This is a genomic window from Burkholderiaceae bacterium (genome assembly GCA_024235995.1).
GTDB lineage: Bacteria > Pseudomonadota > Gammaproteobacteria > Burkholderiales > Burkholderiaceae_C > Ottowia.
In genome coordinates this window covers 2,906,633-2,929,636 of sequence record JACKLI010000001.1, presented here as the reverse complement: position 1 = coordinate 2,929,636, position 23,004 = coordinate 2,906,633, and the positions used below count along the sequence as shown (strand labels likewise).

The window sequence follows — 23,004 nt, the reverse complement described above, 5'->3', positions numbered from 1 at the left end:
TGCCGCGGGCCGCCACTCTCTCTCGTTGATGAACCTCACACACTTTTTCAGCCCGGCGCCGGACGGCTGCCGGCGCCGTCTGTTGGCAACCTTGCTCGCGGTACCGGCCCTGCCGGCACTGGCCCAGTTCCGGGTCGAGGTCTCGGGCGTCGGCCTGACGCAGATGCCCATCGCGCTGGTGCCGTTTCGCGGTGAAGCCGGCTCGCCCCAGGCCATCAGCGCCATCGTGCGCGCCGACCTGGAGCGCAGCGGCCAGTTCCGCGGCGTGGACGCCGCCGGCGCGAGCATGGACGAAACCACCCGCCCCGACATGGCGAGCTGGCGCCAGCGCAGCGCCGACGCGCTGGCGGGCGGCAGCGTGACGCGCCTGCCCGATGGCCGCTGGGACGTGCGCTTTCGCCTGTGGGACGTGGTGCGCGACGCCGACCTGGGCGGGCAGGGCTACGTGGTGCCACAGGCCGATTTGCGCCTGGCCGCGCACAAGAGCGCCGACTACATCTACGAGAAGCTGACAGGCGAGAAGGGCGTGTTTTCCACCCGCATCGCCTACGTCACGCAAAACGGTAAGCGCTACACCCTGTGGGTGGCCGACGCCGACGGCGAAAACGCGCAGCCCGCGCTGTCCAGCCCCGAATCCATCATCTCGCCGGCCTGGTCGCCCGACGGGCGCCAGCTGGCCTACGTGTCGTTCGAGGCGCGCAAGCCGGTCATCTACGTGCACGACGTGGCCACCGGCCGGCGGCGCCTGCTGGCCAACTTCAAGGGCTCCAACAGCGCCCCCGCCTGGGCGCCGGACGGGCGCTCGCTGGTGGTCACGCTGTCGCGCGACGGCGGCTCACAGCTGTTCCAGATCGGCGCCGGCGGCGGTGAGCCGCGGCGCCTGACGTCCTCGCAAAGCATCGACACCGAGCCCGCGTTCTCGCCCGACGGCAAGACCCTGTACTTCGTCAGCGACCGCGGCGGCGCGCCGCAGATCTACCGCATGCCCGCCGGCGGCGGTGCGGCCCAGCGCGTGACCTTCGGCGGCAACTACAACGTCTCGCCCAACATCAGCCCCGACGGGCGCTGGATGGCCTACATCGCACGCACCGGCGGCGCCTTCAAGCTGAACGTGATGGACCTGGCCAGCGGCACGTCCACCGCCATCACCGACACCGGCGACGACGAAAGCCCCAGCTTCGCGCCCAACAGCAAGCTGATCGTCTACGCCACGCGCCAGGGCGGGCGCGAGGCGCTGATGACCACCACGGTGGACGGCAAGATCAAGGCGCGCCTGGCCGGCCAGGGCGGCGATCTGCGCGAGCCCACCTGGGGCCCGTTCACACGCTAGCCCATCCCATTTTTTGACACACCCTTGCAGGAGAAATTTGATGTTCAAACGATTGTTCATGCTGATCGCCATGGCCACGGCCCTGGTGCTGGCCGGTTGCGGCTCCGACGTCAAGCTGGACCAGCCGGCCGAAGGCTCGTCCACCGCGGCGGGCGCCGGCGCGGGCGGCGCCCAGGGGCAGGGCACCGGCCAGAGCTCGGTCACCCAGGTGCAGGCCGGCGCGTCGGCGGCGGACAAGGCCGGCCCGGTGGGCGTGGCCAAGGTGATCTACTTTGACTACGACAGCTACGTGGTCAAGCCCGAGTTCCAGTCGGTGGTCGACCAGCATGCGCGCTTCTTGCGCGCGCACCCCAACGCCCGCCTGGTGCTGGAGGGCAACACCGACCAGCGCGGCAGCCGCGAATACAACCTGGCCCTGGGCCAGAAGCGCGCCGAGGCCGTGCGCCGCGCGATGACCCTGGTGGGCGCCAGTGACGGCCAGATCGAGGCGGTCAGCTTCGGCAAGGAAAAGCCGGCCGTCGAAGGCAACACCGAAGACGCCTACGCGCAGAACCGCCGCGTCGAGTTCCGCTACCAATGACCATGAGCGGCGCTTTCAGGCATCTCATCGGGGCGCTCGCGCTGGCCTGGGCCGGCCTGGCCGCCGTGCCGGCGCAGGCGCAGCTGTTTGGCGACGACCAGGCGCGCCAGGCCATCCTGGACCTGCGCCAGCGCTTCGACCAGGCCGTGACGGCCCAGAACCGGCTGGTTGACGAGAACACCCAGATGCGCCGCAGCATGCTCGATCTGCAGCAGCAGATCGAGTCGCTGCGGGGCGATCTGGCGCGCCTGCGCGGGCAGGAAGAGCAGTTCACGCGCGACATCTCCGAGCTGCAAAAGCGCCAGGCCAGCACGCAGGAAAGCGTGGAGCAGCGCCTGGCCAAGCTGGAGCAGGCGCAGCCCGCCGCCAGCCCCGAGGCTGGCGCCAGCGCCGCCGGCGCGGCGGCCGACAACGGGGCCGAAAAGCAGGACTACGACGCCGCGCTGGCGGTGTTCCGCAAGGGCGACTGGGCCGGCGCGCAAACCGGCTTTGCCAGCTTCATCAAGCGCTACCCGGGCAGCGCCCTGGTGCCGTCGGCGCAGTTCTGGCAGGGCAACGCGCAGTACGCCACGCGCAACTACAAGGAGGCCATCGCCACCTTCCGCGCGCTGCTGGCGGCCGCGCCCAGGCACGCCAAGGCGCCCGAGGCCATGCTGTCGATCGCCAACTGCCAGATCGAGCTGAAGGACACCGCCGGCGCCCGCGCCACGCTCAATGCGCTGATCAAGACCTATCCGCAGTCCGAGGCCGCGCAGGCCGGGCGCGACCGCCTCAGCAAACTGAAGTAGCCGCTGCGGGCCAGCGCGCTGCTATAATCATTGGTTTCCTTGCCGCACCCCGCTCGACGCCGGGGGCGGCTTTCCCTTTGGGCCCGGTCATCGGGCCCGCCATCCACAAGGAGTGTGAATGCGTCACTACGAGATCATTTTGCTGATCCACCCGGATCAGAGCGAGCAGGTGCCTGCCATGCTGGAGCGCTACAAGGGCATGGTCACCAGCGGCGGCGGCAAGATCCACCGCGTCGAGGACTGGGGCCGCCGCCAGCTGGCCTACCAGATCAACAAGCTGAGCAAGGCGCACTACCTGTGCGTCAACATCGAGGCCGACCAGGCCGTGATGGGCGAGCTCGAGCACGCCTTCCGCTTCAACGACGCGGTGCTGCGCCACCTGACCGTGCAGCGCAAGAAGGCCGACACGGCGCCCTCGTCGATGATGAAGAGCGTCGAGCGCGAGGAAGCGCGCAAGGCCCAGCAGGCGGAGGCCGCCAACTGATTGCCCGTGGGGGCGGGTGGATGCGTCGGTGGCCAATCAGCTGCGTCTGAGCGCCACCCTCGCCGAAGCCGGCGCCCTGCGCCACACGCCTGCCGGCCTGCCGGCCCTGGACATGCGGCTCGAGCACGAGTCCGGCATTGAAGAGGGCGGCCAGATGCGGCAGGTGAAGGCGCAGCTCAAGGCCGTTGCCCTGGGCACGGTGGCCGAGCGGCTGGCCCGCCAGCCCATCGGCTCGCACTGGGTCTTCAGCGGCTTTCTGGCCAGCCCCCGCCACGGCAAGCACGTTGTGCTTCACGTTCAGGATTTTCAGCAAGATTCGATTCAAGGAGCCTCTTAAATGGCCACGTTCAAGAAATTCAACAAGGACAAGCGTCCCAAGCGCAACACCCAGTCGCTGCTGTTCAAGCGCAAGCGCTACTGCCGCTTCACCGTCGCCGGCGTCGAAGAGATCGACTACAAGGACGTCGACACCCTGCGCGACTTCATCGGCGAGAACGGCAAGATCGTGCCCGCCCGCCTGACCGGCACGCGCGCCATCTACCAGCGCCAGCTCAACACCGCCATCAAGCGCGCGCGCTTCCTGGCCCTGGTGCCCTACACCGACCAGCACCGCGTCTGAGCAAGGAGCCCATTCATGCAAGTCATTCTTCTGGACAAGGTCGTCAACCTGGGCATCCTGGGTGACGTGGTCAAGGTCAAGGACGGTTACGCCCGCAACTTCCTGATCCCCACCGGCCAGGCGCGCCGCGCCACCGCTGCCGCCAAGGCCGAGTTCGAGGCCCGCCGCGCCGAGCTGGAAAAGCACGCCGCCGAGAAGCTGGCCGCCGCCCAGGCGCTGGGCGCCAAGCTGCACGAGCAGACCATCAAGCTGACGCAGAAGGCCGGCGTCGACGGCCGCCTGTTCGGCTCGGTCACCAACCACGACATCGCCGACGAGCTGAAGAAGCAGGGCTTCGACGTGCACAAGGCGCAAATCCGCCTGCCCAACGGCCCGATCAAGACCATCGGCGACACCACGGTGGCCGTGTCCCTGCACACCGACGTGGACGCCGAGATCACCGTCTCGGTCTACGGCGAGACTGCCTGACCGGGCGAGCGACCCAAGCGAAGCAAACAGCCGCCCTCGGGCGGCTGTTTTTTTGCGGCTCGAAGGGCTTTTACTTGAAGTACTTCGACAGCGCCGCCAGCAGCCCCTCGGGGTGGGCCGTGCTGGTCAGCGGGGCCAGCTTGTCGACGTCGTAGGTTTCGTCGCCGTGGAAGGAGGCCCAGTAGTTCTCCTTGGCGTTCCACATGCCGAACTCACCGGTCTTGGACTGGCACAGCGTGCCGTCGTAGGCGTGGATGCCGAAGGTGCTCTCGGTGTTGTCGGGCTTGTTGTCGCGCTTCCAGTTGGCGTTTTGCCATTCGAAGATGGCGAAGCCCTTGACCAGCGACTGCGGGTTGGCGTCCATGTACTCGCGCACGGCGCTGGCCTGGCCGACCACGGCATCCACCTTGGCGTCCACCGAGCCGATGGCCAGGCTGTTGGTGCCCAGCTCGGTGATCACCAGCGGCACGCCCAGCTTCAGGTCGTCGTAGGCCTGCAGGATGTTGTTCTTCAGGTCGTCCCCGTTCTTGAGCTTGAAGGTCTGCACCGAGTTGTAGAAGCGGTTCTGGTACAACTCGGCCGGCAGCTGCTCGCGCAGGAGGTTGTAGAACTTCTTCTCGTCGCCGTTGCTGATCGGCACCGTCATGTAGTGGTCGGGGGCCAGCTTGTGGAGCAGGTTGGCCACCCGCACGGCCTTGGGAATCAGGGTGGCCCAGGTCTCGCCGTCCTGGTTCAGGTCCAGTTCGTTGCCGATGCTGAAGGAGTGCACGGCCGGGTGGATGGCGCCGTTCTTCTTGACGCTGGCCACGATCTGGGTGACGGTGTTCTCGATCTTGTCCCAGGGGCGGTTCTTCGGCCCATCCTGGTTCTTGAAGTTGTAGTTGGACACCGGGATGATGACCTTGATGCCGAGCGCCTGTGCCTTGTCCAGGAAGGCGATGTGGCCGTTGCCCCCCGTTTCCCAATCCTTGGAGCCGCGCTGGTAGTTGTAGTCGTACAACCGCACCAGGTTGATGCCTTGCGCGGCCATCGCTTCCAGGTCGTTGCGCCCGCAGCCGTTCTTGCTGCCCCACAGGGCCTGGAAGGCATCGGCGGTGGTGTCGGAGTCAAAGAAGGCGCCCGTCGGCGGGGCGAGGAACTTGGCCGGAATGGCCGAGTACGCCACGCCGCGCCAGGTCTGCGCGAACACCTCGGAGGGGATGCCGCGGGCGCCGGCGTCGACGAACAGCACGGCGTTGCCGAGCACGGTGCCGGCGTCCGGCACGCCGGGGCCGGCCAGCAGCGTGGCGGCGAAGCTCAGGCGGCCGCTGGCGGCGTCGTAGCGTGGGTCGGACAGGGTCAGCGGCATGATGTCGTAGTCGCCGTCGCCGGGGTCGCCCGCCACCGACGCGTTGGGCAGCACCTGGCTGAAGCGCTCGGGCCACAGGTTGACGAACTGGCCCAGGCTCTCGACGTCGGCGCTGCGCGCCGGCGCGTTGTTCATCCACAGAACGTTCGGGTCGGTGCCCTCCAGCTCCAGCCGCCAGTTGCCATTGCTGTCCTTGGCCAGCGAAGTGCGCGTGGCCGCCAGCGCAAAGCTGGAGCCTTCGGCAGGCGGCTCGAGGTTGTTCAGCAGGGTGAGCACCGGGCGGGTGAAGCCGCCGGCCGGGGCGCCGAGCGCGTCCGACGCCCGGCTCACGCGCAGGGTCAGGCGCAGGCTGCGGGCGCTGCCGTCGTAGACCATGTCGCGCACGCTGCCGAACAGCGCGTGCACGCCGCCGGCCATGTGGAACTGCAGCAGGGCGTTGGGCGCGACGTCGCCGTACACGCGCCGCCAGTCGGCGTCGATGAAGGCCTGCGTCCTGGCGTCGCCGGTGAGCCGTTCGGGCCGGTCGCTGTACCAGTCGACCTCGGGCTCGACCCCGCTCAGCGTGACGGTGACGTCCTGGCCCGCGCCGGCGGCACCCGCGCTGCCGCTGGCCGCGGCCAGCACGTAGATGCGCTGGGTCGGGTCGCCGTTGTCGGCCGTGTTGCCGTCGTCGCCGCCGCAGCCGGCCAGCAGCAGCGCCAGCGCGACGAGCAGGAGTTGAAGCAGTTTCATGGAGGGCTCCTCGTGGCTTGTTGTTGGTGTTGAAAATCGTTCGGGGTCACGGCGGCCCGGCAACGCGCTGGAACAGCCCGTGCGCGAGGTCTTCGCTGTACAGCTCGATCTGCATCTGACCGGGCGCGAACGTGACGGCCGACACCGAGCCGGGCGCCGCGCTTTCACCGCGTGGCGTGAAGACGAAGACGTCGCCGTCCCAGTGACGCAGCGGGTAGCGTGCGGCCGCCGGGCCGATGGTGAGCTCCAGCGCGTCGCCCGTGGCATTGGGCGTGACCTGGGCGTCGCCGAAGTAGGCATTGCGGTAGCGCGCCGCGTAGCTGGATAGCGGCTGGGCCGGCTTGGGCGCGGCCGGCGGCGGCAGGCCGGCGAATCGGCCCGCGGGCAGGTACAGGCCATGCAGCTTGTCCTGCATGAAGGCCAGCCAGTCGGTGGGGGGCGCCGTGCCGCCCCAGGCCTGCGCGCCGAAGGCCAGCGCGATGGCCTCGGGCAGGCCGCGCGGCTGGGCGTTGGTCAGCACCGTGATGCCCAGCCGGGCCTGCGGCCACAGGATGAAGCTGGTGGCGGCCCCCATCACGAAGGCGCCGGAGTGCGAGACGCTGGCGTGGCCCATGGGGTCGGTCCCCACGTTGAAACCGTAGCCGTAGTTGCCCCCCGGGCGTGCCGTCATGGCTGCCTGCAGGGCGGCAGGGCTGGCCAGCGCGTGCCCCTGCCACTGACCTTGCGCCAGCACCAGCTTCATCCATTGCGCCATGTCGGCCACCGATGAGCTGACGCTGCCGGCGGGCGATTGCGCGTCGGGTTGGCGCGGGGGCTGCTGCACGACGTAGCGTGCGGGCTGGGCGCCGTAGCTGGCGTAGCTGACGTCCTCCTGCACATGGCCCCAGGCGCGGTTGGCCTGCGCCGCGTAGTCGGCATGGCGCGAGCTGGTGTGGGCCATGCCCAGCGGGCGGTACAACGACTGCTCGGACAGTGTGGCCCAGTCCGTGCCCTGCGCCTGCGCCATGGCCTGCGCCGCGGCGGTGAGGCCGAAGTTGGTGTAGTCGTAGCCGCCGTAGGGTTTGAGCGCCGCATCGCGCAGGCGCTGCAGGATGTCGGCGCGCCCGTAGCCCATGTCTTCCAGCACGTCGCCCGCGTGGTCGGGCAGGCCGCTGCGGTGGGCGTACAGGTCGCCCAGCGTCAGGCGCGCGTTGTCCGCCGGGTCGGGGTAGGCCAGCCGAAAGTCCGGCAGCAGGCGCTGGATGGGCGTGTTCCAGTCGATGGCGGGCACGCCTGCTGCGCCAGATGCACCGTCCGCACCCGGCATGTGCGCCGCCATCACGGTGGCGCCCACGGGCTTGGACACCGACGCGAGCTGAAACACCGTGTCGGCGTCCACCGGCGCGGCCTCGTCCACGCGCCGCAGGCCGAAGCCCTTGGCGTACACCGTCTTGCCCTCGAACACCACCGACACCGCCGCGCCCGGCACGCCCGTGCGCGCCAGCCACTGCGGCACCAGCGTGCCCAGCAGGGCCGTGGCCTGCTTCACCGTGTCGGCGTTGGGGGCCGGTGGCGCGTCGCCGTCGCCGCCGCCGCAGGCGCTGAGGGCGACAAGCAGGCAGGCGGCGCCGAGGCCGGCGCGCAGCGGTGCGAGGAGGGGGTGGTGCATCGTCATGCCGCGAAGGTCTCGTCCAGCCAGTCCATCGATACGGCCGCCGAATAGGCCAGGTTGGCGACCTGGCAGTGGCCGTCGGCGCCTTCCTCGGCGCTGAACACGTGGCCCGATACGGGGCCGGCCACGGTCTTCAGGAAATGGCGGTATTGCGCCAAGGGTTCGGCCCCTTCGCCGCTGCCGACCAGGGCCAGGGCGGGGCAGCGGATGCGCGCCAGGCCCGCGTCATCGACGCGGAACTGGCGCAGGCGCCGATAGGCCTGCTTGAAGCTGTCCTGGCCCAGGCGCAGCATCAGGTTGCGCATCATCTCGCGCGTTTGCGCCGGCAACTCGCTGGGCGGGATGTGGTCGATGTCGTCCAGGTGGATGTCCTGCGCGTCGGGCATCTCGGCCGGATCGAAGCCGGCAAACGACACCATGTAGGCGTGCAGGTCGACGATGGGCGAGTTGGCGATCAGCGCGCGCAGGCGCGGCTCGTGCGCGGCGATGCGCGAGGCGAAGTAGCCGCCGTAGCTGATGCCCATCAGCGCCACGCGGCGCGCGTCGGTGCCGGGGCGCGCCAGCACGTGGTCGAGCGCCAGCTTGCCGATGCGCTCGTACTCGGGGACGAAGGCCAGGCGCGGGTGAAAGCGCAGCGTGTCCATCTGTCCGGGGCCGGTCAGCAGCATCAGGTGGTAGCCGCGCTCCAGCGCCGCGCGGCCGTAGGCCAGCCAGGTTTCCTCCAGCGTGCCGTCGTAGCCGCTGATGACGAGCAGCGTCTTGCCGGCGCGCGCGCCCGCCTGCGGGTTGCGAAAGTAGTAGGCCGGCAGCGGCGTGTCGCCCCAGGGCAGCGTGAAGGCCTCGAACGGTGCGCCGTGCGCGCGCATGGCGGCGGCAAAGCAGTCGCGGCTTTGCAGGCCCAGTTGGGCGTGCTGCGGGTCGAGCACGCCGCTGTAGTACTCGGCGGCGCGAAAGCTGTTGCAGGCCACCAGGTACTGGTCGCGCGCGCTCTGCGCGTGGCCGCGTTGCGCGCGGGCCTGGGCGTCGGCCTGCTGGCGCGCGCCGGCGGCGGCGAACTGGGCGATCCAGCTGGCCGGGTCGCCGTTCTGGATGCGCTGGGCGAGGGCCAGGCATTCGCCGACCGAGGCGCCGCCATAGCGCGCCGTGCCCAGCTGGCGCAGCAGCTGGTAGTCCATCTCGGCGTCGGCGAAGCCGGCCACGCGGGTGCGGCTGCGCTCCAGGCCCTGGGTGGGTTTGGGGTCGGCGCTGGGGCTGGCCTGCGCCAGCACGGGCAGGGCCAGGCCGGACGCGGCCGCGGCGATGAAGCCGCGCCGCCGGGGCAGGCCGGTGGGTGGCTGGGTCGTGAAGGATCGGGGCATGGGCATGCAAGGAGCCGAAGGTTGGGTTCAGCCGGACGTTCGGGTAGCCAGCATGCCGGCAGATGGCGGTGTGGCACAGGTGGGCCGGACGCCTGAACCCAACTCGGGACGCCATCACCCAAGATGTCGCTCGTGGGAGACGAGGCGGGGTCTCTATGATTTCGCGGCCCGGCGTTGGCGCGGCGCCGGGCCTGGGCTGGGTAGCTATCAAAAGAAGAGCTGGACGCGTTTGGCTAAAGGGCGATGGAGCTCGATTGGGCCTGGATGATGCTCGGCATGCCCGGTCCGCGCCGCCCGGCGGATCAGCGCCGGGTGGCGGCCCGCGCCTGCTGGTGCCATTCGGTGGGCGCCAGGCCGAAGCGCGCGCGAAACAGCTTGCTGAAGCCCGAGGGGTCGGCAAAGCCGCAGCGCCAGGACAGGGCGCCGACGTTCAGGCGGCTGCTTTGCTCGATGAGGGCGCGGGCGCGCTGCAGCCGGAGCTCGCGCAGGGTGCCCATCACCGTCTCGCCGCGCGCGGCGAAGGCTTCGTACAGCCGGGTGCGCGAGCAGCCGGCGCCGTGGGCGATGGTGTCGGCGTGCAGGTCGTGCCGGTGGGCGTGCTGCTGCATGAAGCGCAGCGCGGCCGCGTGGCGGCCCCGATGCTGGGGGTCGGCGGCGTCGTCGGGCCGATCCACGTTTTGCCCCTGGCGGCCCAGGTTGCGCAGCGTCAGCAGGGTCAGGGCGCGCGTGGCGTCCAGCAGGCCGGCGTATTCGTACTCGTCCAGTCGGTCGGGCTGGCGCGCCAGCAGCGCCAGGTGGCTGAGCTGGCTGGCCAGCAGCGGCGCCAGCGCGCATTGCGCCAGGGCGATGGCCATGTTGGTCGGCTCGCGCCCCAGGGCGGCGGCCACCTCGCGGCGCGTGAGGGCGACGTAGGTCTGGCGCGCGCCGGGGCCCCAGCGGTAGCAGGCGTCCTGGTAGGGCACGTACAGGCCCAGCGTGCCGGCGGTGGCGTGCTGGTGCTCGCCGGGCGCGGCGTTCAGGCGCATCTCGCCCGACTGCAGCAGCGAGATCACCACCATGTCCTCGCCCGGCGGCACGTGGCGTGCGGCGGTGCGCATCTCGTAGGCGCTGGACTGCTTGGTGCCGAAGAAGCAGTCGGCGCCGCGCAGCAGCGACCACGAGGCCTGTAGCGACTCGCCTGGCGACAGGGGCTGCACGTCGACCCAGTTGTGCGCCACGTCGTGCCAATACGCCAGCCGCTCGGCGGGAGCGAGTTCGCTGGAGTCCCAGTGCTCCAGGGCACAGGCGGGCGGCGGTGGAGGCGACATGGCCTCCGATTTTAGATACAACTCGATACTTTCGTATTGGACTGCGCGGCCCGGGGCCGAGCCGGGCCGGCCGGGCGACCGATCAGGCGGGCGCGTGGCCGGGCTGGCTGGCCCGGCCCTGCAGCCAGGCGGCCAGCGGCGCGGCCCAGGCCTGGGCCTGGGCCGGGTGCGCGTCGTCGGTGGGCAGCACGCGCCGCCCGGGCAGGCTGCGCAGCCAGGTCAGCTGCCGCTTGGCGAGCTGGCGCGTGGCGATGATGCCGCGCTCGCGCAGGGTGGCGATCGGCCAGCCTTCGTCCAGCGCCTGCCAGGCCTGGCGGTAGCCCACGCAGCGCAGGGCGGGCAGATCGGGCGTCAGGTTGCTGCGCGCGCGCAAGGCCTCGACCTCCTCCAGCAAGCCGGCCGCCAGCATGGCGTCGAAGCGTTGGGCGATGCGCTGCTGCAGCGCGGCGCGATCGGTGGGCTCCAAGGAAAAAAGAGGCATGGCGCCCGTCTGATCAGCGCCGGCAGCTCTTGTTTTTGTAGTGTGAAAGCTGGACAGCGGTCGACCCGTGAGCTGCCACACCTCCAGCGCGCGCTGGATGCGCTGGCTGTCGGTGGCGGGCAGGCGGGCGGCCGCCTGCGGGTCCACGCGCGCCAGTTCGGCGTGCAGCGCGGGCCAGCCGTGCTGGCGGGCGCGTTCGTCCAGTCGCCGGCGCACGGCCGCGTCGGCGGGCGGCAGCTCGTCCAGGCCTTCCAGCAAGGCCTTGAAGTACAGCAGGGTGCCGCCCACCAGCAGCGGCAGGCGCCCGCGCGCCCGGATCTCGGTCACCAGGCGCGTGGCGTCGCGCGCGAAATCGGCGGCGCTGTAGGTTTCGGTCGGCTCACGGATGTCGATCAGGTGGTGCGGCACGGCCGCGCGCTCGGCCGGCGTGGGCTTGGCGGTGCCGATGTCCAGGCCGCGATAGACCAGGGCCGAGTCGACGCTGATGATTTCCACCGGCACCCGCTCGGCCAGCGCCAGCGCCAGCGCGCTCTTGCCGCTGGCCGTGGGGCCGGCCAGGCACAGCGCCTGGATCGTGGGCGGGGCGATGTCAGCGGCCACGCAGGAACAGTCCATCCAGCTCGCGCAGGCTGAGCTGGCGCCACGTGGGGCGGCCGTGGTTGCACTGGTCGCTGCGCTCGGTGGCCTCCATCTGGCGCAGCAGGGCGTTCATCTCGTCCAGCGTCAGGCGGCGGTTGGCGCGCACCGCGCCGTGGCAGGCCATGGTGGCCAGCAGCTCGTGTTGGGCGCGCTGCACCACGGTGGCGGCCTCGTGCTGGCTCAGCTCGGCCAGCACGCTGCGCGCCAGCTCCACCGCGTCGCCCGCGGCCAGGCTGGTGGGCACGGCGCGCACGGCCAGGGTCTTGGGCGAGAAGGGCGTGATCTCCAGTCCGAGCTGCCGCAGCGCGGCGGCCGCGCCCTCGGCCGTGGCCACCTCGGTGGGCGTGGCGGCGAAGGTGGCCGGGATCAGCAGCGGCTGGCTGGCGATGCGGGCGCTGTCGAGCTGCTGCTTGAGCCGCTCGTAGACGATGCGCTCGTGCGCGGCGTGCATGTCCACCACGATCAGGCCGGCGCGGTTTTCGGCCAGGATGTAGATGCCGTGCAGCTGCGCCACGGCGCGGCCCAGGGGCCAGTCGGGCGCGGCCTCGGCCTCGGTCGCTGCAGGGGCTGGGGCGGAGCCGCTTGCCGAGCCAGGCTGCCACAGGGCCTGCAGCTCCCGCACCACGTGGTCCGGAAGCGCTTCGAAATGAATAGCTGATTGGGCTTGTTGCACGGGGGCTGGAGACCCAAAAGGCTTGAAATTGAAAGCCTCGGACGGCGCCGTCGCCGTGGCCAGCGCGGACTCGGCCAGCCGCGCGGCGCGCGGCGCGGCCAGGGCGTTTTCGATGGCGTGGCGCACGGCCTGGTGCACCTCGCGCCCGTCGCGAAAGCGCACCTCGATCTTGGTCGGGTGCACGTTGACGTCCACGCGCGCCGGGTCGATGGCGATGTGCAGCACGTACACCGGCTGGCGCTGGCCGTGCAGCACGTCCTCGTAGGCGGCGCGGGCGGCGTGGACGATGACCTTGTCGCGCACGAAGCGGCCGTTGACGTAGGCGAACTGCTGGTCGGCGCGCGAGCGCGCGATGTCGGGCACGCCGGCGCGGCCGGTGACGCGCACGGGGCCCAGCCGGTGGTCGATGGCCACCGAGTCGGCCAGGAAATCCTCGCCCAGCACGTCGGCCACGCGGCGCTCCAGCGCATCGTCGCCGGCCTGCACGCGCCACTGCTCGATCAGCTTGCCTTCGTGCCAGACGGCGAAGCCCACCGCGGGGCGCGCCAGCGCGTGGCGGCGCACGGCCTCGACGCAGTGCGCCAGCTCGGTGGCGTCGCTCTTCAGGAACTTGCGCCGCGCCGGCACGCTGAAGAACAGCTCCTTGACCTCGACCGTGGTGCCCCGGCTGCGGGCGGCGGGGGTGATTTCGCCGGTGCGCGCATCCAGCAGCTGCGCCTGGGCCTGCCCGGCGGTGCGGGTGAGCAGGGTGGTTTCGGCAATCGAGCCGATGGCCGCCAGCGCCTCGCCGCGAAAGCCCATGGTGCCCACCGATTCGAGCTCGGCCAGGCTGCCGATCTTGCTGGTGGCGTGGCGCTTGAGGGCCAGCGGCAGGTCGGCGGGCGCGATGCCCTGGCCGTCGTCCTCCACCGCGATCAGGCGCACGCCGCCGGCCGACAGGCGCAGGGTGATCTGCGTGGCGCCCGCGTCCAGCGCATTGTCCAGCAGCTCGCGCACGACCGAGGCGGGGCGCTCCACCACCTCGCCGGCGGCGATCTGGCTGATCAGCTCGTCGGGCAGGGGGCGGATGGGGCGGGGGAGGGGGGCGGAAAGCATCCCGGCATTCTAGAAAGCCTTGCCGGGCGGGGCGTGCCGTTTTCGGGTTCAATCGTACCCCAGTTGGCGCCGTGGCAAATCGCCCTGGACGACCGTCCAGGCGTCCTCGACCCAGTCGCACAATACGCGCCGCGTCTCGCGTGGATCGATGACATCGAGCACGCCAAATCTTTCCGCCGTGCGAAACGGTGAGGTGACGCGCAAGTAGTGCGCCTCCAGCTCGACGCGCTTGGCGGCGGGGTCGATCGCCGTTTCAATTTCCGCCCTGTGGGCAGCCATCACGCCGCCCTCTATCGGGATGGAGCCCCAGCGTGCCGATGGCCAGGCGAAGCGATGGTTGAGGCGATCGCCCCCCTTGGGCCCGTGCAGCGCTCCGGCCATGCCGAAGCAGCGTCGGATCAAGATGGACACCCAGGGTGATCGACAGGCCGCCAGCGCCTCGCCTACGCGTACGGCGCCCAGCAAGGTGCCACTCAGCTCGGCCTCCAGCCCCGTCGCGTTGCCGGGCTGGTCGACAAAGTTGACCACTGGCAGGCCGAACTGGCTGCACAGACGGGTGTGGCGCTCCATCTTCCAGGCGGCGGCCAGCGTCATGGCTCCGCCCTGGACCTTGGGGTCATTGGCCAGGATTCCGATCGGCACGCCGTTCAGGCGCCCCAGCAACGTCAGGATGGAGCCGCCTTGCCAGCGTCCGATTTCAAACAGGCTGTCGCGATCGAAGACGCCCGCCAGTAGCTTGCGTGGGTCGTAGATTTTGCGGCGATCGCGCGGGATCGCGTCCTTGAGCCAATCGTCCGCACGATTCGGGTCGTCGTCACAGGCCATGACCGGCGCCAGCTCGTGCACGCTGCGCGGCAGGTAGGAAAGAAAGCGCCGAACCTGGGCCAGCGCATCGGCCTCGTCTTCAGCCTCGTTGTGCACGAGCGCACTCTTGCGCTGGGCCTGCCAACCTCCCAGCGCGTTCTTGTCCACCTCCACGCCATAGGCTTGACGCACCACGTGCGGCCCGGCTGCCATCACCTGCGCCTGCTCGCGCACCAACACGGAAAAATGCGAGGACAAAACCTTGATGGCTCCTTGTCCAACGCAGGCCCCCAAGGCCACACCGACGACCGGCACGGTCTGCAACAGCTCCTGCGTGGGCCAGGTCGTGTATTCGGGGATCTTGGTGCCGCCGATCTGCATCAACAGCTTCACGCTGCCACCGGCCGAGTCGACCAGACGCACCAATGGCATGCGCAACTGGTAGGCCAGGCGCTCGATGTAGATCCATTTGTCGGCGATGGTGCCTTCGGAACTGCCGGCCTTGATGGTGAAATCGTCGACGTGCAGCGCCACCTTGCGTCCGTCGACGCGCGCGGTGCCGATGATGGCGTTGGTGGGGTCGGTGCGCAGATAGCGGCCGTCGGGGTCGTACTGGCCCTTGCCGGCCAGCATTCCCATCTCTTGAAAGCTGCCCGCGTCGGCGAGAGTGGCGATGCGCTCGCGTGCGTTCATGCGGCCAGTGGCCTTGAAGCGCTCCAATGCGTCGGGCCCACCCATGGCCAGTGCGCTGGCGCGGCGCTGCTGCAGTTCGGTCAACTCGCTGGCCCATTCACCGTCAGGCGCCAGGGGGCAGTCATGGCGCACGGTCATCGCGCGCCTTTCAGGCCCAGGCTGGTGGCCAGTTCGGTGGCGGACTGCCACTCGGACATCAGGTAGCGGTGCGATTCGACGTAGCCGCGAAAGATCGGCTTGTTGCCCGACTGTTCGACCATGGTTTGCCAGTTCTTGTCCTGCGAGACACGGCGTAGCGCTTCTTCCCAATAACGGATCTGTTCGGCATTCACGCCGGGCGGCAGCATTACGCCGTTGTAGCTGACGTAGTCGGCGGGCACGCCCTGCTCGCGCCAGGTCTTGATGCCGGCGAGGGCGCCGGTTCCCGGCTCGGCGGCAGCGCTGGCCAGCACCCGCAGCTTGCCCGCCACCACCTGTGGAAGGATGACCGGTGCGGTGGCCGACACCACGTCCACATGCCCGCCAATCAGCGCCGTCACGGATTCACCGGACGAGCGAAAGGGTGCGATGGTGAGCTTGTCGACGGCGACGCCCGCAACCTTCAACGGCTTGGCGACGGCCATGTGGGTGTTCTGGCCCAGGGCCGGCGCCACGGCGATGCGGATTTGGGTGGGGTCAGCCTTGAGTGCAGCGACCAGGTCGGCGCCACTCTTGATGGCTGAATCGGCGCGTACGGCCACCAAAGAGGTCTCTTCTACCATCATGGCCACGGGGGTGAAGTCGCGCGGATCGGCCTTGATCAGACCCGTGACGGCGCCCGCGATGGCGCCGGTGTGGAACGTGCCCAGATCATGCGCGTTGCCGGCGTTGCTTTTTAGCTGCTGCAAGGCCAGCGCGCCGCCAGCGCCTACCTTGTTTTCGACCACGATCACCTGGTTGTGGGTCAGCTTGAGCTGCTCCAGCGTGTTCTTGATGCCGCGGGCATACAGATCAACCGTGCCTCCGGGCGCGACGCCGACGATGTAGGTGATGCGTTCGGTGGGAGCCCACGGGGTCTGCGCCATTGCCGTGTCGGCACTCCAGAACGCCAGAGCCGTGACGGCCAGAGCGGAAAGTCTCATGGGGTCTCCTTTCGAGGGTGGGGTGCGTGGCGCAGGCGTCGGCGAACAAGATCGACGCAGCGCCCCTGGTTTTGAATATCAGATTGAATCAGGTAAAAATGATATTGTCAACAATCATAATGTCGATTAAAATTGGACAAATTGAATGAATCAAGGAGTTCACATGGCGCAAACCCTGCAATCCGAAGTCACGGGCACGGTCTGGAAACTGGAGGTCATCGAAGGCCAAGAGGTGACGGCCGAGCAAACTCTGCTCGTCATGGAAAGCATGAAGATGGAAATCCCCATGACCGCTCCCAGAGCCGGGCGGGTGTTGCGGCTGTTGGTGGGCGAAGGCGAAGTTGTGGCCGAAGGCCAGGGTGTGGTGGTGCTGGGGTGATTGCCGGGCAACTGATCTCCTGGGCGGCGCATCAGCATGGCGAGCGCCCATCTCTTGTGTTTCAAGACCGCAGCTACAGCCACATTGAGATGGAGCAGCGCAGCAACCGCTTGGCCCACGCATTGCTTGCCCTGGGACTCAAGCCAGGCGAGCGCGTGGCGGTACTGCTGGAGAACTCGGTCGAAAGTTTGGACAGCCTGTTTGGTGTCGAGAAGGCTGCGTTGACCTATGTGGCGCTGAACGCTCGCCACACGCTGGCGGAACACAGGGACATCTTGGCCGATGCCCAGGCCAGCGCGGTGATCGTGGGGCCGCAGTTTGCCGAATTGACGGCCGCTTTTGCAGCTGAGGCTGAATCGGGACTGGGAGAGCTGCGGCGCGTTCTGGGCTTCGGCGTTTCAGGCAATGGCGTGCTTGATCTGGCGCAGGCCTGTGCGCAGGCGTCCCCGATGCCGCCCTGTCTGGAAGTTCGGCCCGAACACTATGTGCGCATTGCCTATACCAGTGGCACCACCGGCCGGCCCAAGGGGGTGGCCTACTCGCACCAGCGCGTGCATGAACGCCTGGTCAATCATTTTCTGGCTATGGAGTACGGCCTGTCGGTGGACGACGCCATGCTGCATGTGGGCCCGCTCACGCATGCGGCAGGGGTGTATCTGTTCCCGTGCTTTTTGCGCGGTGCGCGCAACGTGATCCTTGAGCGCTTCGATCCGCTGTCGTTGTTGGCTGCCATAGAGCGCGAGCGCGTTACACACCTGATGCTGGTGCCCACCATGATGAGCCGCTTGGTGGAAGCCGTGGAAGGTGGCGCGCGCGCCGACTGCTCCTCGCTCAAGCGCATCCACTATGGGACGGCGCCCACGCCGGTCGCACTGATTCGGCGCGCGCAAGCCGTGTTTGGGCCGATCCTGCGTCAGCAATACGGCATGACGGAGGCGGTGCAACCCTTGACGGTGCTTTATCCGCACGAGCATGTTGGCGATAGCGTCGATGGTGACGATGATTCAATTGGCTCCTGCGGGCGGCCCACGGTCAACGTGCGCATCGTGTTGCGCGATGTCCAGGGCCAGGAGGTTGCGCATGGCGAGGTGGGTGAAGTAACCATCGCCCACGAGGGGGTGGGCAAGGTCGAGTTCTGGCGTCGACCGGACTTGCTGGCGGCCAGTGTTCGCGACGGGTGGTATTACAGCGGTGACCTGGGACGGTTCGATCGGAACGGATATCTGCACATCGTCGGACGCAACAAGGACATGATCATCAGCGGGGGTTTCAACGTATACGCCCGCGAGGTGGAGGACGCATTGCTGACGCACCCGTCCGTGTCGGAGGCTGCGGTGATCGGTTTGCCCGATCCGCAATGGGGCGAGGTGGTGGCGGCGGTGGTGGTGCCGCTCGAAGGTATGGTTGTTGATGCGTCGCAACTGCAAGCGCATTGCGCCGAGCGCATCGCGGGTTACAAGAAGCCGCGACGGCTGATCTTTTCCAAGGCCTTGCCGCGCAACCTGGCTGGCAAGGTGGTCAAGGTGAAGCTGGCGGCCTTGTTTGCCGACGGTGCGGACTGAACTTCACGCACTCTTGCTCAGCAGCCGCGCCGCCTCCTCGGCCGACTCTTCACTGCGTTGACGCGCCAGTTGCATCATGGCCTCGGTATCCCAGTGCTCCATGGCCTTGGTCGCCTGCTTCCATAGTTGCAGCGAGCGTCGTCGTCGCTCCAATGACGCCAATCCGAGTTTGCTGTAGCGCAGGCTTTGCAGCGAAAGTGCTGCGATCATGCGGCTGAGGCGCTCGTTGCCGGAAAAACGTGTGCAAATCAGAATCAGCCGGTAGGTGACTTCGGCATACGCATCGCCGCCTGACGGGTCATCGACCAGAGTTTGCAGGCGCTGCAGCCCGGCGCGCATCACGGCCAACAACTCAGGCGGACGTTCCTGCGTGACTTTGCGCACGGCGATGTCAAACAGCCCCGAACGAATTTCGAACACCTCGCGCAACTCGGTGGGCGAGAGTTGTGTGACGATGGCACCGCGCCGCGGCAACACTTGAACCAGACCCTCCCGCTCCAGAATTCGGATTGCTTCGCGCACCGGACCACGGCTGAGTTTAAATTCATCGGCCAACTCTTGCTCACCGATGCGCGAACCCGGCGCCAGCGTTCCAGCCACGATGCGGTTGCCCACTTTGGCCGCCACCTGCTCGGGAACCGACAGCGTGGGGCCCGCTGAGTCGGCGAACAGCCGCAACTCGATCGCGTTCTCCCAGCGCGCAAAGATGGCTTGGTCCGATGCGATGACTTTGGACACAGTACGTTGATGTGAAGATTGTTGACAAATAGTGTTCAGTATAGTGCTGATGCTGTACGACGGGATAGGGGCGCCTGATGACCGGCATCGATAATGACGCCCCATGGAATACGTCATGCACCTGGTCGACTTCATCCTGCACGTCGATCGCTACCTCGGCGCCTTCGTGGCGCACTATGGCGCGTGGGTCTACGCGCTGCTGTTTCTCATCGTGTTCGTCGAGACGGGCGTGGTGGTGATGCCCTTCCTGCCGGGCGACTCGCTGCTGTTCGTGGCCGGCGCGCTGGCCGGCGCGGGCCTGATGAGCGGGCCGCTGGCCTGCGCGGTGCTGCTGGCGGCGGCCATCCTGGGCGATCAGTGCAATTACAGCATCGGGCGGCGCCTGGGGCCCAAGGTGTTTCAGTGGGAGGACTCGCGCTGGTTCAACCGCCGGGCGTTCGACAAGGCGCACGCGTTCTACGAGCGCTACGGCGGCATCACGGTGATCCTGGCGCGCTTCATGCCCTTCATCCGCACCTTCGTGCCCTTCGTGGCGGGCGTGGCGGCCATGGGCCGCGCGCGCTTCACGCTGTTCAACGTGGCGGGCGGGGCCATCTGGGTGCTGGGGCTGGTGACGGCGGGCTACCTGTTCGGCAACCTGCCCTGGGTGCAGGCCAACCTCAGCAAGATCATCTGGGCGCTGATTCTGGTGCCGGGGCTGATCGCCCTGTTTGGCGCCTGGAAGGCCGGGCGGGCGGGCCACGCCGCGGTGTGAATCGGGTGACGCTCAAGCCAGGCAGATCGTCACCAGCGCCGAGGCGTCCTCCACCCCGGTCAGCTGGTGCGCCACGCCGCCGGCCAGGTGCAGGAAGTCGCCCTGGCGCATGCGCTGGCTTTGGCCCGCGATCTCGAAGTCGATCACGCCTTCCAGGCATTGCACGGTGATTTCGCCGGCGACCTGGTGGCCGGGCATGGTCCTGCCCGCCGGCAGCACCACGCGGATGACTTCGAGCTGCGGCGCCTTCAGCAGGGCGTAGGACGGGGTCTGGGCCAGCCTGCTGCCCAGGGGCGACACGCTGCCGATTTGGCCGGGGGCCAGGTGGGGTTGGGCCATGACGAACTCCTGTCGAATGGATGGCGCGCTGGCGGCACGCAACCCCTAGCCTACACCCCGCGCTACACCGCCCGGTTGCGCGCCAGCGGCGGGTTGGCGGCAAAGTATTTCTGGATGCCGCTGGCCAGCGCGTCGGCCAGCTGGTCCTGGTAGGCGGGGCTGCGCAGGCGGCGCTCCTCGTCGGGGTTGCTGATGAAGGCGGTCTCGACCAGCACGCTGGGCACGTCGGGGTTGCGCAGCACGGCGAAGTTGGCGCGCTCCACGCTATCCTTGTGCAGGCGCCCGACGGTGCCGATGCGGCGCAGCACGGCGTCGGCCAGCTTCAGGCTGTCGCGGATCTGCACGGTGGTGCTCATGTCCAGCAGCGTGCGCTGCACGTGCCAGTCCTTGTCGTCCACGTTGACGCCGCCGATGCGGTCGGCCTCGTTCTCCTTGTTGGCCAGCCAGCGCGCGGCGGTGCTGGAGGCGCCGCGCTCGGACAGCGCGAACACGCTGGCGCCGTTGGCGTCGGGGCGCATGAAGGCGTCGGCGTGGATGCTGACGAACAGGTCGGCGCGCACGCGCCGCGCCTTGCTCACGCGGGTGGCCAGCGGCACGAAGAAGTCGGCGTCGCGCGTGAGGTAGGCGCGCATGGGGTTGCCGCCCACGCTGGCGCGGTTGATGCGCTCGCGCAGCCTGAGCGCGATCTGCAGCACCACGTCCTTCTCGTGCGTGCCATTGGGGCCGGTGGCGCCGGGGTCCTCGCCGCCGTGGCCGGGGTCGATGGCGACGATGATCAGGCGCTCGGCCGGCGGCTCGGGGCCGCGCGCGGTGGCGCGCTCGGGCGCGCGCGGGCCGGTGCGCACGGCCTGGTTGGCGCGTTCGATCTGGCGCGCGATCAGCTCGCCCAGGGTGTCGGGCGCGGGCTCGGCCGCCGGGGCGGCGCTGCCCGGGCCGGGTGCGGCGGGCGTGGGGCCGCTCAGGCGCTGGGCAATCAGTTGCTCCAGCGGGTCGGGTGGGTTGGCGGGGTACAGGTCGAACACCAGGCGGTTGCGGTAGGCGGCCACCGGCGCCAGCGTGAAGACCTCGGGCCGGATGTCGTGCTTGAGGTCGATCACCAGGCGCACCACGCTGGGCGTGAACTGGCCGACGCGGATGCCGGCGATGTTGGGGTCGTCGGCGCGCACCTTGGCCACCAGCTCGCGCAGCGTGGCGTCCAGCTGCAGGCCCTCGATGTCGACCGCCAGGCGCGGCGGCGACACCACCAGGGTGTGCGTGGTCTGCAGCGGGCGGTCGGACTCGATGGTGACGCGCGAATAGTCCTCGGCCGGCCAGATGCGCACGGCCACGATGCCGGCGCCGTGGGCAATTTGGTGGGCGCCGATCAGCAGCACCAGCGAGCCGGTCTTGAGCAGGCGGCGGCGTTCGGGCGACGAGGGAGCGGGAGGCAGCGGTGAGGTCATGCACGCAATTCCTGCAGCAGTTGCTCTCCAACGCGCGTGCCGGCGACCAGGTGCACGCGGCGGCGCTCGTCGGCGTCCACGTCCAGCCGCAGCGTCAGGTCGGCCGTGGGCAGCAGCGGGGCGGCGTGCTCGGGCCATTCGGCCAGCTTCAGGCCGGGCGCGGCAAACAGGTCGCGCAGGCCGGCGTCTTCCCACTCGCGCGGGTCGGCAAAGCGGTAGAAGTCGAAGTGCGAGATGGCCAGGCCGTCCGGCGCCTGGTGCGGCTCGACCACGGCGTAGGTGGGGCTCTTGATGGGCCCCGTCACGCCCAGCGCGCGCAGCAGGTGGCGCACGAAGCTGGTCTTGCCCGCGCCCAGCTCGCCGTGCAGGGCGATGAAGGCGTTGCGCAGCAGCGGCCGCGCGGCCAGGCGGGCAGCGAAGGCGGCGGTGTCGTCCTCGGTGTGCCAGGTCAGCGCGAGGGTGGGTGGGCTTTCTACAATCGGAGCGTGATGGGACATGGGGTTCGAATCGATTCCGAGGCCTTGCTGGCCAGCATCCGCCAGTGGGCGCGCGAGCTGGGTTTTGCGCACGTGGGCGTGGCGGGCGTGGACCTGGCCAGCGCCGAAGCCGGTCTGATGCAATGGCTGGCCGCCGGGTTCCACGGCAGCATGGATTACATGGCCGCGCATGGCCTCAAGCGGGCGCGGCCGGCCGAACTGGTGCCGGGCACCGTGAGCGTGATCACGGCGCGCATGAATTATTTGCCACGAAGCGAGGCGCCCGACTGGCCGCAGCGCGAGCGCGAGCGCCTGGCGCGGCCCGCCGAGGGCGTGGTCTCGCTCTACGCCCGGGGGCGGGACTACCACAAGGTGGTGCGCGCGCGGCTGCAGAAGCTGCAGGATCGCATTGCCGCGCAGCTCGGCCCCTTCGGCCACCGCGTGTTCAGCGACTCGGCCCCGGTGCTGGAGGGCGAGCTGGCCGCGCGCAGCGGCCTGGGCTGGCGCGGCAAGCACACCCTGGTGCTGACGCGCGAGGCGGGCTCGATGTTCTTTCTGGGCGAGCTGTTCGTCGACCTGGCCCTGCCGCCCACGCCGGCGGTGGAGCCGCACTGCGGCAGCTGCACCGCCTGCATCGACGCCTGCCCCACCGGCGCCATCGTGGCGCCGGGCCGGGTGGACGCGCGCCGCTGCATCTCGTACCTGACGATCGAGCACGACGGCGCCATCGACGAGGCCCTGCGCCCGCTGATGGGCAACCATGTGTACGGATGCGACGACTGCCAGACCGTGTGCCCCTGGAACAAGTACGCCCAGCGCAGCGAGCTGCCCGACTTCGACGCCCGCGACGGCCTGCGCAGCGCGGCGCTCATCGAGCTGCTGGCCTGGACCGAGGAGGAGTTCCTGCGTCGCACCGAGGGCGGGCCGATCCGCCGCATCGGCCACGAGCGCTGGCTGCGCAACGTGGCCACCGCCATGGGCAATGCCATCGCCGCGCTGCCCGCGGACGACCCGCGGGTGGGCGCCCTGCGCGCGGCCCTGCAGGCGCGCGCCGGGCACCCCAGCGCCATGGTGCGCGAGCACGTGCGCTGGGCCCTGCAGCGGTGAGAGCCCGCGGGTTGCAAGCGTTTTGAGGCTGTTGCC

General features: G+C 69.3%; 23 protein-coding genes. 11 read left to right on the top strand and 12 right to left on the bottom strand.

All coding sequences use genetic code 11. The features are described from left to right. Positions 1–28 precede the first annotated feature (28 nt). The 7 genes from tolB (at position 29) to H6927_13990 (ending at position 4,269) form a co-directional block, all read left to right on the top strand. A complete protein-coding gene (gene tolB, locus H6927_14020; GenBank protein MCP5219215.1) occupies positions 29–1,330 on the top strand; it encodes a Tol-Pal system protein TolB in 1,302 nt (433 codons plus the stop codon). Between the two features lie 40 nt (positions 1,331–1,370). Continuing rightward, positions 1,371–1,910, top strand: coding sequence for a peptidoglycan-associated lipoprotein Pal (pal, locus tag H6927_14015; GenBank protein ID MCP5219214.1), 540 nt, complete (start codon positions 1,371–1,373; stop codon positions 1,908–1,910). Positions 1,911–1,912: 2 nt separating this feature from the next. Then, positions 1,913–2,698 carry a tol-pal system protein YbgF gene (gene ybgF / locus H6927_14010; protein MCP5219213.1) on the top strand — a complete coding sequence of 262 codons (786 nt, stop codon included), beginning with the start codon at positions 1,913–1,915 and terminating at the stop codon, positions 2,696–2,698. A gap of 118 nt (positions 2,699–2,816) precedes the next feature. Further along, positions 2,817–3,182 (top strand): 30S ribosomal protein S6, encoded by a 366-nt coding sequence (rpsF, locus tag H6927_14005; GenBank protein MCP5219212.1) that lies wholly within the window; start codon positions 2,817–2,819, stop codon positions 3,180–3,182. Positions 3,183–3,210: 28 nt separating this feature from the next. Next, the gene (gene priB / locus H6927_14000) at positions 3,211–3,519 is read left to right on the top strand and encodes a primosomal replication protein N (protein ID MCP5219211.1); all 309 of its coding nucleotides are present in this window, start codon (positions 3,211–3,213) and stop codon (positions 3,517–3,519) included. After that, positions 3,520–3,801: a 30S ribosomal protein S18 gene (locus H6927_13995; GenBank protein MCP5219210.1), complete on the top strand. Its 282-nt coding sequence runs from the start codon at positions 3,520–3,522 to the stop codon at positions 3,799–3,801. 15 nt (positions 3,802–3,816) lie between these two features. Beyond that, positions 3,817–4,269, top strand: coding sequence for a 50S ribosomal protein L9 (locus tag H6927_13990; protein ID MCP5219209.1), 453 nt, complete (start codon positions 3,817–3,819; stop codon positions 4,267–4,269). Positions 4,270–4,339: 70 nt separating this feature from the next. On the opposite strand, the gene H6927_13985 is transcribed toward H6927_13990, so the two are convergent. From H6927_13985 to H6927_13950, 8 genes are all read right to left on the bottom strand, one after another. Next, a complete protein-coding gene (locus tag H6927_13985) occupies positions 4,340–6,349 on the bottom strand; it encodes a cellulase family glycosylhydrolase (protein ID MCP5219208.1) in 2,010 nt (669 codons plus the stop codon). A gap of 46 nt (positions 6,350–6,395) precedes the next feature. Further along, positions 6,396–7,997 (bottom strand): serine hydrolase, encoded by a 1,602-nt coding sequence (locus tag H6927_13980; GenBank protein MCP5219207.1) that lies wholly within the window; start codon positions 7,995–7,997, stop codon positions 6,396–6,398. 2 nt (positions 7,998–7,999) lie between these two features. Beyond that, the gene (locus H6927_13975) at positions 8,000–9,301 is read right to left on the bottom strand and encodes a prolyl oligopeptidase family serine peptidase (GenBank protein ID MCP5219206.1); all 1,302 of its coding nucleotides are present in this window, start codon (positions 9,299–9,301) and stop codon (positions 8,000–8,002) included. 359 nt (positions 9,302–9,660) lie between these two features. After that, entirely contained in the window at positions 9,661–10,665 is a 1,005-nt protein-coding gene (locus H6927_13970; GenBank protein MCP5219205.1) for an AraC family transcriptional regulator, read from the bottom strand. A gap of 82 nt (positions 10,666–10,747) precedes the next feature. Then, on the bottom strand, positions 10,748–11,761 hold the full coding sequence (gene miaA, locus H6927_13965; protein MCP5219204.1) for a tRNA (adenosine(37)-N6)-dimethylallyltransferase MiaA: 1,014 nt from the start codon (positions 11,759–11,761) through the stop codon (positions 10,748–10,750). After that, positions 11,736–13,553: a DNA mismatch repair endonuclease MutL gene (gene mutL, locus H6927_13960; GenBank protein MCP5219203.1), complete on the bottom strand. Its 1,818-nt coding sequence runs from the start codon at positions 13,551–13,553 to the stop codon at positions 11,736–11,738. Before mutL ends, miaA begins: the two co-directional genes overlap by 26 nt. 48 nt (positions 13,554–13,601) lie before the next feature. Next, positions 13,602–15,188, bottom strand: coding sequence for a propionyl-CoA carboxylase (locus tag H6927_13955; protein ID MCP5219202.1), 1,587 nt, complete (start codon positions 15,186–15,188; stop codon positions 13,602–13,604). Next, positions 15,185–16,114, bottom strand: a complete 930-nt coding sequence (locus H6927_13950) for a tripartite tricarboxylate transporter substrate binding protein (GenBank protein MCP5219201.1) — start codon at positions 16,112–16,114, stop codon at positions 15,185–15,187. Before H6927_13950 ends, H6927_13955 begins: the two co-directional genes overlap by 4 nt. Before the next feature lie 220 nt (positions 16,115–16,334). On the opposite strand from H6927_13950, the gene H6927_13945 reads away from it, so the two are divergent. Together H6927_13945 and H6927_13940 are read left to right on the top strand one after the other, a co-directional pair. Further along, the gene (locus tag H6927_13945; protein MCP5219200.1) at positions 16,335–16,550 is read left to right on the top strand and encodes an acetyl-CoA carboxylase biotin carboxyl carrier protein subunit; all 216 of its coding nucleotides are present in this window, start codon (positions 16,335–16,337) and stop codon (positions 16,548–16,550) included. Next, entirely contained in the window at positions 16,547–18,112 is a 1,566-nt protein-coding gene (locus tag H6927_13940; GenBank protein MCP5219199.1) for an AMP-binding protein, read from the top strand. The genes H6927_13945 and H6927_13940 overlap by 4 nt, the downstream gene beginning before the upstream one ends. A 3-nt stretch (positions 18,113–18,115) precedes the next feature. On the opposite strand, the gene H6927_13935 is transcribed toward H6927_13940, so the two are convergent. Next, a complete protein-coding gene (locus H6927_13935) occupies positions 18,116–18,850 on the bottom strand; it encodes a GntR family transcriptional regulator (GenBank protein MCP5219198.1) in 735 nt (244 codons plus the stop codon). Between the two features lie 103 nt (positions 18,851–18,953). Here H6927_13935 and H6927_13930 point away from each other — a divergent pair, with 103 nt between their 5' ends. Continuing rightward, positions 18,954–19,604, top strand: a complete 651-nt coding sequence (locus tag H6927_13930) for a DedA family protein (protein MCP5219197.1) — start codon at positions 18,954–18,956, stop codon at positions 19,602–19,604. A 12-nt stretch (positions 19,605–19,616) separates the two neighbouring features. On the opposite strand, the gene H6927_13925 is transcribed toward H6927_13930, so the two are convergent. The 3 genes from H6927_13925 to tsaE form a co-directional block, all read right to left on the bottom strand. Next, positions 19,617–19,943 carry a cupin domain-containing protein gene (locus H6927_13925; GenBank protein ID MCP5219196.1) on the bottom strand — a complete coding sequence of 109 codons (327 nt, stop codon included), beginning with the start codon at positions 19,941–19,943 and terminating at the stop codon, positions 19,617–19,619. 62 nt (positions 19,944–20,005) lie between these two features. After that, entirely contained in the window at positions 20,006–21,385 is a 1,380-nt protein-coding gene (locus tag H6927_13920) for an N-acetylmuramoyl-L-alanine amidase (GenBank protein ID MCP5219195.1), read from the bottom strand. Further along, the gene (gene tsaE / locus H6927_13915; protein MCP5219194.1) at positions 21,382–21,882 is read right to left on the bottom strand and encodes a tRNA (adenosine(37)-N6)-threonylcarbamoyltransferase complex ATPase subunit type 1 TsaE; all 501 of its coding nucleotides are present in this window, start codon (positions 21,880–21,882) and stop codon (positions 21,382–21,384) included. The genes H6927_13920 and tsaE overlap by 4 nt, the downstream gene beginning before the upstream one ends. On the opposite strand from tsaE, the gene queG reads away from it, so the two are divergent. Further along, positions 21,874–22,968, top strand: coding sequence for a tRNA epoxyqueuosine(34) reductase QueG (queG, locus tag H6927_13910; protein MCP5219193.1), 1,095 nt, complete (start codon positions 21,874–21,876; stop codon positions 22,966–22,968). The genes tsaE and queG overlap by 9 nt on opposite strands. The last annotated feature ends 36 nt before the right edge of the window (positions 22,969–23,004 follow it).

Excerpts from the sequence above, each read along its gene's own strand:
- ybgF (MCP5219213.1), top strand. The coding sequence starts at position 1,913 with ATGAGCGGCGCTTTCAGGCATCTCATCGGGGCGCTCGCGCTGGCCTGG.
- H6927_13930 (MCP5219197.1), top strand. The coding sequence starts at position 18,954 with ATGGAATACGTCATGCACCTGGTCGACTTCATCCTGCACGTCGATCGC.
- pal (MCP5219214.1), top strand. The coding sequence starts at position 1,371 with ATGTTCAAACGATTGTTCATGCTGATCGCCATGGCCACGGCCCTGGTG.
- mutL (MCP5219203.1), bottom strand. The coding sequence starts at position 13,553 with ATGCTTTCCGCCCCCCTCCCCCGCCCCATCCGCCCCCTGCCCGACGAG.
- H6927_13995 (MCP5219210.1), top strand. The coding sequence starts at position 3,520 with ATGGCCACGTTCAAGAAATTCAACAAGGACAAGCGTCCCAAGCGCAAC.
- H6927_13990 (MCP5219209.1), top strand. The coding sequence starts at position 3,817 with ATGCAAGTCATTCTTCTGGACAAGGTCGTCAACCTGGGCATCCTGGGT.
- tolB (MCP5219215.1), top strand. The coding sequence starts at position 29 with ATGAACCTCACACACTTTTTCAGCCCGGCGCCGGACGGCTGCCGGCGC.
- H6927_13955 (MCP5219202.1), bottom strand. The coding sequence starts at position 15,188 with ATGACCGTGCGCCATGACTGCCCCCTGGCGCCTGACGGTGAATGGGCC.
- H6927_13980 (MCP5219207.1), bottom strand. The coding sequence starts at position 7,997 with ATGCACCACCCCCTCCTCGCACCGCTGCGCGCCGGCCTCGGCGCCGCC.
- tsaE (MCP5219194.1), bottom strand. The coding sequence starts at position 21,882 with ATGTCCCATCACGCTCCGATTGTAGAAAGCCCACCCACCCTCGCGCTG.
- H6927_13970 (MCP5219205.1), bottom strand. The coding sequence starts at position 10,665 with ATGTCGCCTCCACCGCCGCCCGCCTGTGCCCTGGAGCACTGGGACTCC.
- H6927_13945 (MCP5219200.1), top strand. The coding sequence starts at position 16,335 with ATGGCGCAAACCCTGCAATCCGAAGTCACGGGCACGGTCTGGAAACTG.
- H6927_13985 (MCP5219208.1), bottom strand. The coding sequence starts at position 6,349 with ATGAAACTGCTTCAACTCCTGCTCGTCGCGCTGGCGCTGCTGCTGGCC.
- H6927_13925 (MCP5219196.1), bottom strand. The coding sequence starts at position 19,943 with ATGGCCCAACCCCACCTGGCCCCCGGCCAAATCGGCAGCGTGTCGCCC.
- queG (MCP5219193.1), top strand. The coding sequence starts at position 21,874 with ATGGGACATGGGGTTCGAATCGATTCCGAGGCCTTGCTGGCCAGCATC.
- rpsF (MCP5219212.1), top strand. The coding sequence starts at position 2,817 with ATGCGTCACTACGAGATCATTTTGCTGATCCACCCGGATCAGAGCGAG.
- miaA (MCP5219204.1), bottom strand. The coding sequence starts at position 11,761 with ATGGACTGTTCCTGCGTGGCCGCTGACATCGCCCCGCCCACGATCCAG.
- H6927_13920 (MCP5219195.1), bottom strand. The coding sequence starts at position 21,385 with ATGACCTCACCGCTGCCTCCCGCTCCCTCGTCGCCCGAACGCCGCCGC.
- H6927_13950 (MCP5219201.1), bottom strand. The coding sequence starts at position 16,114 with ATGGCGCAGACCCCGTGGGCTCCCACCGAACGCATCACCTACATCGTC.